Source organism: Streptococcus sp. (assembly GCF_041802885.1).
Taxonomy (GTDB): Bacteria; Bacillota; Bacilli; order Lactobacillales; family Streptococcaceae; genus Streptococcus.
Window position 1 is genome coordinate 21,302 of record NZ_JBHCHN010000075.1, and the last position, 6,525, is coordinate 27,826.

10 protein-coding genes are annotated in these 6,525 nt (G+C 50.2%); 8 read left to right on the forward strand and 2 right to left on the reverse strand.

The window, feature by feature from the left end; genetic code table 11:
* Positions 1–43 precede the first annotated feature (43 nt).
* Complete coding sequence (locus ACEYCN_RS10015) at positions 44–715, forward strand: amino acid ABC transporter permease (RefSeq protein ID WP_373714133.1); 672 nt, start codon at positions 44–46, stop codon at positions 713–715.
* A gap of 26 nt (positions 716–741) precedes the next feature.
* Here the strand turns inward: ACEYCN_RS10015 and ACEYCN_RS10020 are convergent, their stop codons facing one another.
* A complete protein-coding gene (locus ACEYCN_RS10020; RefSeq protein WP_373714134.1) occupies positions 742–1,200 on the reverse strand; it encodes a Fur family transcriptional regulator in 459 nt (152 codons plus the stop codon).
* A gap of 171 nt (positions 1,201–1,371) precedes the next feature.
* Here ACEYCN_RS10020 and truA point away from each other — a divergent pair, with 171 nt between their 5' ends.
* From truA to ACEYCN_RS10040, 4 genes are read left to right on the forward strand one after another with little or no spacing between them, the layout of a single operon-like run.
* Complete coding sequence (gene truA, locus ACEYCN_RS10025) at positions 1,372–2,121, forward strand: tRNA pseudouridine(38-40) synthase TruA (RefSeq protein WP_373714135.1); 750 nt, start codon at positions 1,372–1,374, stop codon at positions 2,119–2,121.
* Complete coding sequence (locus ACEYCN_RS10030; RefSeq protein ID WP_373714136.1) at positions 2,111–2,878, forward strand: bifunctional hydroxymethylpyrimidine kinase/phosphomethylpyrimidine kinase; 768 nt, start codon at positions 2,111–2,113, stop codon at positions 2,876–2,878. Before truA ends, ACEYCN_RS10030 begins: the two co-directional genes overlap by 11 nt.
* Positions 2,865–3,341 carry an ECF transporter S component gene (locus ACEYCN_RS10035; RefSeq protein ID WP_373714137.1) on the forward strand — a complete coding sequence of 159 codons (477 nt, stop codon included), beginning with the start codon at positions 2,865–2,867 and terminating at the stop codon, positions 3,339–3,341. Before ACEYCN_RS10030 ends, ACEYCN_RS10035 begins: the two co-directional genes overlap by 14 nt.
* Entirely contained in the window at positions 3,338–3,901 is a 564-nt protein-coding gene (locus ACEYCN_RS10040) for a TIGR01440 family protein (protein ID WP_373714138.1), read from the forward strand. Before ACEYCN_RS10035 ends, ACEYCN_RS10040 begins: the two co-directional genes overlap by 4 nt.
* A 248-nt stretch (positions 3,902–4,149) precedes the next feature.
* Here the strand turns inward: ACEYCN_RS10040 and ACEYCN_RS10045 are convergent, their stop codons facing one another.
* On the reverse strand, positions 4,150–4,485 hold the full coding sequence (locus tag ACEYCN_RS10045) for a winged helix-turn-helix transcriptional regulator (protein ID WP_373714139.1): 336 nt from the start codon (positions 4,483–4,485) through the stop codon (positions 4,150–4,152).
* Between the two features lie 144 nt (positions 4,486–4,629).
* Between ACEYCN_RS10045 and ACEYCN_RS10050 the strand changes: the two genes are divergently transcribed.
* The 3 genes from ACEYCN_RS10050 to ACEYCN_RS10060 form a co-directional block, all read left to right on the forward strand.
* Positions 4,630–5,445, forward strand: coding sequence for an NAD-dependent deacetylase (locus ACEYCN_RS10050; RefSeq protein WP_373714140.1), 816 nt, complete (start codon positions 4,630–4,632; stop codon positions 5,443–5,445).
* A complete protein-coding gene (locus ACEYCN_RS10055) occupies positions 5,433–6,194 on the forward strand; it encodes a protein-ADP-ribose hydrolase (protein ID WP_373714141.1) in 762 nt (253 codons plus the stop codon). The genes ACEYCN_RS10050 and ACEYCN_RS10055 overlap by 13 nt, the downstream gene beginning before the upstream one ends.
* Before the next feature lie 55 nt (positions 6,195–6,249).
* The coding region (locus ACEYCN_RS10060) for an alcohol dehydrogenase catalytic domain-containing protein (RefSeq protein WP_373714142.1) at positions 6,250–6,525 on the forward strand (276 nt) is incomplete at its 3' end.

Genomic DNA, 6,525 nt, shown 5'->3' on the forward strand with positions numbered 1-6,525 from the left:
GACAGCCTAGCTGTCCAGGCTCTTACACTGTAAAGGAGAGACTATGACCATCAACTGGCAGGCTGTTTTCAACCCTGAATTGGCCATCGAGGCTATTCCCAGTATCTTGGAGGGCTTGCCCTATACCCTGGCCCTATCGCTGATTGGTTTTGGCTTGGGCACCTTCCTGGGCTTCTTTGTGGCCCTGATGCGTATGTCCAGTTTTGCTCCCTTTCGCTGGCTGGCCATGTGGCATGTTTCCCTGATGAGGGGGGTTCCTCTCATGGTATTGCTCTTTTTTATCTATTTTGGCCTTCCCTTTATGGGCCTTCAACTAGATGCCATCACCTCTACCATCGTGGCCTTCACCGCCATGTCCAGTGCCTACATTTCTGAGATTATCCGCTCCTCCTTGCAGGCAGTGGATAAGGGCCAGTGGGAAGCTGCCAAATCGCTGGGTCTTCGCACCCCAATCATCTATCGGAAAATCATCATTCCCCAGGCCTTTCGGATTGCCCTGCCCCCTCTTAGCAATGTTCTCTTAGACATGGTGAAAAGCACCTCTCTGACAGCCATGATCACTGTCCCAGAAATTTTTAACAAGGCCAAAATCGTCGGCGGTGCCGAGTCAGACTACATGACGGTCTACATCTGCGTGGCCTTGATTTACTGGATCATCTGCAGCCTTTATGCCATCGGCCAGACCAGGCTGGAGCAGCGCATGGCCACTTATTAACAAAACCCAGCTCGACGAGCTGGGTTTTACTGTTTCTGACAGTCAGGGCAGATGCCATAGACGGAGAGGACTTCCTTGGTGATCTTGTAGCCAGTTTGCTGCTGGGCTTCTTTTTTCAGGCTGGGGATTTCGACATCCATAAAGTCTGTGATTTTTCCGCAGACCTCGCAGATGACATTGAGGTGTTCGTGGCCCATAAAATCATAATAGGTGGTGGTGTCATTGGTCCGTTTGATTTCGGTGACAAAACCTTCTTCCAGAAGCAGCCTGAGATTGTTGTAGACAGTTGCCAGGCTCATACCAGGATAGTTGGGTAAAAGGTCCTTGTAGATCATCTCTGCACTGGGATGGTTGTCATGTTCGATGACATAGGCGACCACCGCCTTACGGGTCTCAGTGATACGGACTCCCTTTTCTTTCAAATGGGTGATGACATGGTCAAAACTGGACTGGTGCTGCTGGCTGAGGTGGGAGTGGAGTTCCATCCTTTTCTCCTTTCATTCATTTTTATAAATAGAAAGATTCTAAATAACTTTTCTTCATTATATCGCTTTTTTGCCAAATGGACCAGTAAAACTTATCTCGTGCTTTCTGTGCTAGGACAGTTCTCCTATCATAGTCTTGTTTGCCCCCTTTTCCTATGCTACAATCGTTACATGGTTAGATATAAGGCGACAATTTCCTATGACGGGACCCTCTTTGCGGGCTTCCAGCGCCAGCCCAAGGAGCGGACGGTCCAGGAAGAATTGGAAAAAACACTCTTACGATTAAACAGCGGCCAGGCTGTCACGGTTCACGGGGCTGGACGAACAGACGCAGGTGTCCATGCCTATGGCCAGGTCATTCACTTTGATTTGCCCCAGGCCAGGGATGTGGAAAAGCTGCGCTTTGCTCTGGATACTCAAGGGCCTGAGGATTTGGATATCCTGTCCATCGAGCAGGTTGCAGATGACTTTCATGCCCGCTACTGGAAGCACAGCAAGACCTATGAATTTTTAGTGGACAATGGCCGGCCCAAAAATCCCATGATGCGCCACTACGCCACCCACTATCCCTACCAGCTGGACTTGGCACCCATGCAGGAAGCCATTCAAGACCTGGTGGGGACCCATGATTTCACAGGTTTCACCGCATCAGGGACAGCAGTGGAAAATAAGGTCCGAACCATCACTCAGGCAAGCCTGGTCCAGGATGAAAAGACAGGTTTTCTAGTTTTTACCTTCACTGGCAATGGCTTTCTCTACAAGCAGGTCCGCAATATGGTCGGGACCCTGCTCAAAATTGGCAATGGCCGCATGCCCGTCAGCCAAATCAAAACTGTCCTGGCTTCCAAGGACCGCAATCTGGCGGGTCCAACCGCAGCTGGCAACGGCCTCTACCTCAAGGAGATTATCTATGAAGACTAAGTATATTTTGGCCTTATCGGGCAATGATATTTTCAGCGGGGGCGGTCTCTATGCAGACCTGGCCACCTATTCTAAGCACCAGCTCCACGGTTTTGTGGCGGTGACCTGTCTGACGGCCATGACTGACAAGGGTTTTGAGGTTTTCGCGACCGATTCGACTATCTTTGCCCAGCAGCTGGAGAGTCTCAAGGATGTTCCTTTTTCAGGGATCAAGCTGGGGCTCTTGCCAAATGTGGAAATCGCAGAGTTAGCCCTGGATTTTGTCAAAAAACATACAGATATTCCCATCGTTTTGGACCCTGTCCTGGTCTGCAAGGAGAGTCATGATGTGGAGGTCAGTGCCCTGAGAGAGGAACTTCTGAAGTTCTTCCCTTACGCCACCATCATCACCCCTAACTTGGTAGAAGCGGAGCTTTTGGCCCAAAAATCCATCCAAAACCTGGAGGATATGAAGGCTGTGGCCAAGGAATTGTATGACTTGGGGGCCCAGCATGTGGTCATCAAGGGTGGCAATCGTTTCAGTCAAGAACTAGCAGTTGATGTCTTCTACGATGGTCAGGCTTTCCATATTTTGGAAAGCCCTGTTTTGAGTCAAAATAATGTCGGGGCAGGCTGCACCTTTGCATCCAGCATTGCTAGTCAGCTGCTCTTGGACCAGCCTGTCTTAGAAGCAGTAAAAGAGGCCAAGGAATTTGTCTACCAAGCCATCCTTCATTCAGATCAGTACGGAGTAAAACAGCACTATGACCAATCATAAAACCAAAGAATTAACCCAATTAGCAATTTTGACAGCCCTCAGTGTGGCGCTGGCCTATATCCATGTCCCTTCCCCAACAGGCTTTTTGACCCTCTTGGATGTAGGAGTTTACTTTACAGCCTTTTATCTGGGTTCCAAAGCAGGTGCCATTGTCGGTGGTCTGGCTGGCTTTTTGATTGACCTGCTGTTGGGCTATCCCCAGTACATGATTCACAGTCTCATTGCCCATGGTGCCCAAGGTTTCTTTGCCAGCTGGACCGGGAAGAAGCGGGTGTTAGGTCTTGTCCTGGCTAGTGTGGCCATGGTTGGATGGTATGCCCTGGCAGCTCTGCTCCTGGGCTATGGTATCGGGGGCGCCCTAGGGGGTCTCTTGGGAAATACCCTGCAAAACCTGGTCGGAATTCTGGGTGGTTATGCCCTTTTCATGGCCTTTAAGCAAATCCCAAAGAGAGGTATGGCATGAAACTAACAGACATAAAAGAACAAACGCGGGCCATTCTTTTGGATATTTTGGAGCGCTCTGCCATTCGGTCAGGTCAGATGTTTGTCCTTGGCCTTTCTTCGAGTGAGGTGGCGGGTGGTGTCATTGGCAAGGATAGCAGTGCAGAAATCGGCTACGCCATTGTCCAAACCATCCTGGATGAGTTGAAGCCCCGTGGCATCCATCTGGCAGTCCAGGGCTGTGAGCATCTCAACCGCGCCCTGGCTGTCGAGCGCCAGGTGGCAGAAGAGAAGGATCTTGAGATTGTTAATGTCCTGCCCAGCCTCCATGCGGGTGGCAGTGGCCAGGTTGCAGCCTTTCAGCTGATGGCAGACCCAGTGGAGGTCGAGGAAGTGGTGGCCCATGCTGGCCTGGATATTGGAGATACCAGTATCGGTATGCACATCAAGCGGGTTCAGGTACCGCTGGTTCCGATTCAGAGGGAGTTGGGCGGTGCCCACGTGACGGCCCTGGCCAGCCGACCAAAATTGATTGGCGGTGCCCGAGCCAGCTATGCAGAGGATGCCATTCGAAAGAACTAGGGCTCAAAACTCTGCCAGCAATGCCAAAAATGATTTTTTCTTGCGGGCAAAGCAAGCCTTGCACAAGACTTTCCGCTGTGATAAAAAGGCCTGAAACTTCTTGTGTTCAGGCCTTGGGAAGATTTGAGACCTTAGGCTCAAATCTTAGGTATGGAATTTCGAAGGAAGTCGCTACCGTCCTCTATCACTCAAGGAAAGTCACAAAAAAGACTTTGTCTTCACGCTCAAACTAGCTTAGAAATTCTAGGCTAGTTTTCTTGTTGTTTGTAGGCTTCGCCCCAAATGCGCATGCTATCAATGATGGGGCGCAGGGATTGGCCCAGCTCGGTCAGGGAGTATTCCACATGGGGTGGGACGACTGGAAAGACTTCCCGATGGACGATTCCTTTTTCTTCCAAGGAGCGCAGATTGGCGGTCAGAACCTTCTGGCTGATGGAGCCGATGGATTTTTGCAGCTGGCCGAAGCGGCGGGGCTGGTCAAAGAGATCGCGCAGGATCAAAACGGACCACTTGTTGCTCAAGAGCAGGAGGGTGGTTTCGACTGGGCAGGCTGGTAGGTCCTTGGGTAGGGTTTTGCTGGTCATATTCTTCTCCTTATATGGTCTGAAAGCTTGGTATCATCCATTACTTACCTTTTGGTAACTATGATACTTTAAAGTGCATACTTCCCAAAAAGGTTCTTCCTTGCTATTATATACCTAGAAAGCAATTTGAGCAAGGAGGAAGCCATGGAGGAAAAGATACAGACAGCAAAGAACTTAATCGAAGAAGCAGATGTCCTTGTTATCGGGGCGGCAGCAGGTTTATCCGAAGCTGCAGGTCTCCACTATGGGGGCCCGCGGTTTAGGCAACATTTTTCAGACTATATGGAGCGCTACGGCTTGACGGATATGTATTCCTCAGCCTTCTATCCCTTTGCCAGTCCTGAAGAAAAGTGGGCTTATTGGGCCCGGCATATCCAGCTCAATCGCTATGGAAAAAGTTTGCCCCTCTATCGGGAACTCCATGAGTTGGTCAAGGACAAGGAAACCTTTGTCATTACCACTAATGTGGATGGCCAGTTTGCCAAGGCTGGATTTGATGATGCTTTATTTTTTGAGGTTCAGGGGAATTATGGAGAATTTCAGTGTTCCCTGCCTTGCCAGCAGGAGGTCTTTCCCAATCAAGAACTGGTGGAAGCCATGGTCCAAGCCAGTCAGGATTTCAAGATTCCAAGTTCCCTGATTCCGCACTGCCCACGCTGTCAATCGCCCTTGGTCCCTCACCTACGGGTCGATGGGGCCTTTGTGGAAACGCAAAAGTGGCACCAGCAAGAGGCTGCCTACCTGAAGTTCTTACAGGAGCATGCAGAGCAAAAGCTGGTTTTCCTGGAACTGGGTGTCGGCTACAATACGCCCACCATTATCAAGTTTCCCTTTGAACGATTGAATGCTGCCCTGCCCCAGGCCAGTCTGATTCGTGTTAATCTGGAAGATGGGGAAAAAGAGGGCATCATCACGATTCAAGAAGATATCAAGGAGGTCATAGCTACATGGAGAAACTAGATCAGTTGTTAGCGATTCTGGCTCCAGAAATGGAGCTTCCAGCCACCAGGACTGAAAAAGAATGGCTCTTTCGGGCCCTTCGAAATATCTGGGAGCCTAGAGAACTGCCAGATGCTTACTGGGCCTTGCAGGACCAGTATCTGAGGGAAAACCTGGCTGAAAAGGGAGTGGTTAGGCTTGCTGACTTGCAGGAAGTGGAAAATCAGATCTATCTCTGGCAGGGTGATATCACGACTCTGGAGGTGGATGCCATCGTCAATGCGGCCAACAGCCAGATGATGGGCTGTTTCATCCCCCATCATGCCTGTATCGACAATGCCATTCACTCTCAGGCAGGTCTGCAGCTGCGTCTGGCCTGTCAGCATCAAATGGCGGAGCAGGGGTATCCGGAACCGACAGGTCAGGCCAAGTTGACCAGGGGCTACAATCTTCCGGCCTCCCATGTGATTCACACGGTGGGCCCCATTATTGAGGGGCAGGTCAGCCAGGCTGACCAGGATTTGTTGGTTTCTTCCTATCAGAGCTGTCTGGAACTGGCAGCTGAAAAGGGGCTGAAGAGTCTGGCCTTTTGCTGCATCAGCACTGGGGAATTTCACTTTCCCAACCAGCTGGCGGCTGAATTGGCCCTTGAAACCGTCAGAGAATTTCTGAAGAATCACCCCCAGATCAAGGTTGTTTTCAATGTCTTCAAGGACCAGGATTTGGCTATTTATCAAGATTTGCTGGGCCTTCATCAGGAAAATCTGTAAAGAATTTGCGGGAAAGTAGTATACTAGTCATAAGAAAAGATTTGAGGTGGGAAATATGAAAGCAGTTGTCGTCTCTCGAGCAGGTGGTCCCGAAGTTCTGGAAGTCCTTGAACGTGAACTTCCTTCTATCAAACCAGGCTGGTCCCTTGTCAAAGTCATGGGCTTTGGCATCAACCATTCCGAAATTTTTACCAGACAGGGCCTCTCTCCCAGTGTGGTCTTTCCAAGAGTTTTGGGGATTGAGATGGTTGGTGTCATTGAAGAAACTAGCGACCCAAGCCGGCTGCCAGTCGGTCAAAAAGTAGTCTCCATCATGGGAGAGATGGGACGG

Coding starts and splice junctions, on each gene's coding strand:
- ACEYCN_RS10015 (WP_373714133.1), top strand. CDS start 44: ATGACCATCAACTGGCAGGCTGTTTTCAACCCTGAATTGGCCATCGAG.
- ACEYCN_RS10020 (WP_373714134.1), bottom strand. CDS start 1,200: ATGGAACTCCACTCCCACCTCAGCCAGCAGCACCAGTCCAGTTTTGAC.
- truA (WP_373714135.1), top strand. CDS start 1,372: ATGGTTAGATATAAGGCGACAATTTCCTATGACGGGACCCTCTTTGCG.
- ACEYCN_RS10030 (WP_373714136.1), top strand. CDS start 2,111: ATGAAGACTAAGTATATTTTGGCCTTATCGGGCAATGATATTTTCAGC.
- ACEYCN_RS10035 (WP_373714137.1), top strand. CDS start 2,865: ATGACCAATCATAAAACCAAAGAATTAACCCAATTAGCAATTTTGACA.
- ACEYCN_RS10040 (WP_373714138.1), top strand. CDS start 3,338: ATGAAACTAACAGACATAAAAGAACAAACGCGGGCCATTCTTTTGGAT.
- ACEYCN_RS10045 (WP_373714139.1), bottom strand. CDS start 4,485: ATGACCAGCAAAACCCTACCCAAGGACCTACCAGCCTGCCCAGTCGAA.
- ACEYCN_RS10050 (WP_373714140.1), top strand. CDS start 4,630: ATGGAGGAAAAGATACAGACAGCAAAGAACTTAATCGAAGAAGCAGAT.
- ACEYCN_RS10055 (WP_373714141.1), top strand. CDS start 5,433: ATGGAGAAACTAGATCAGTTGTTAGCGATTCTGGCTCCAGAAATGGAG.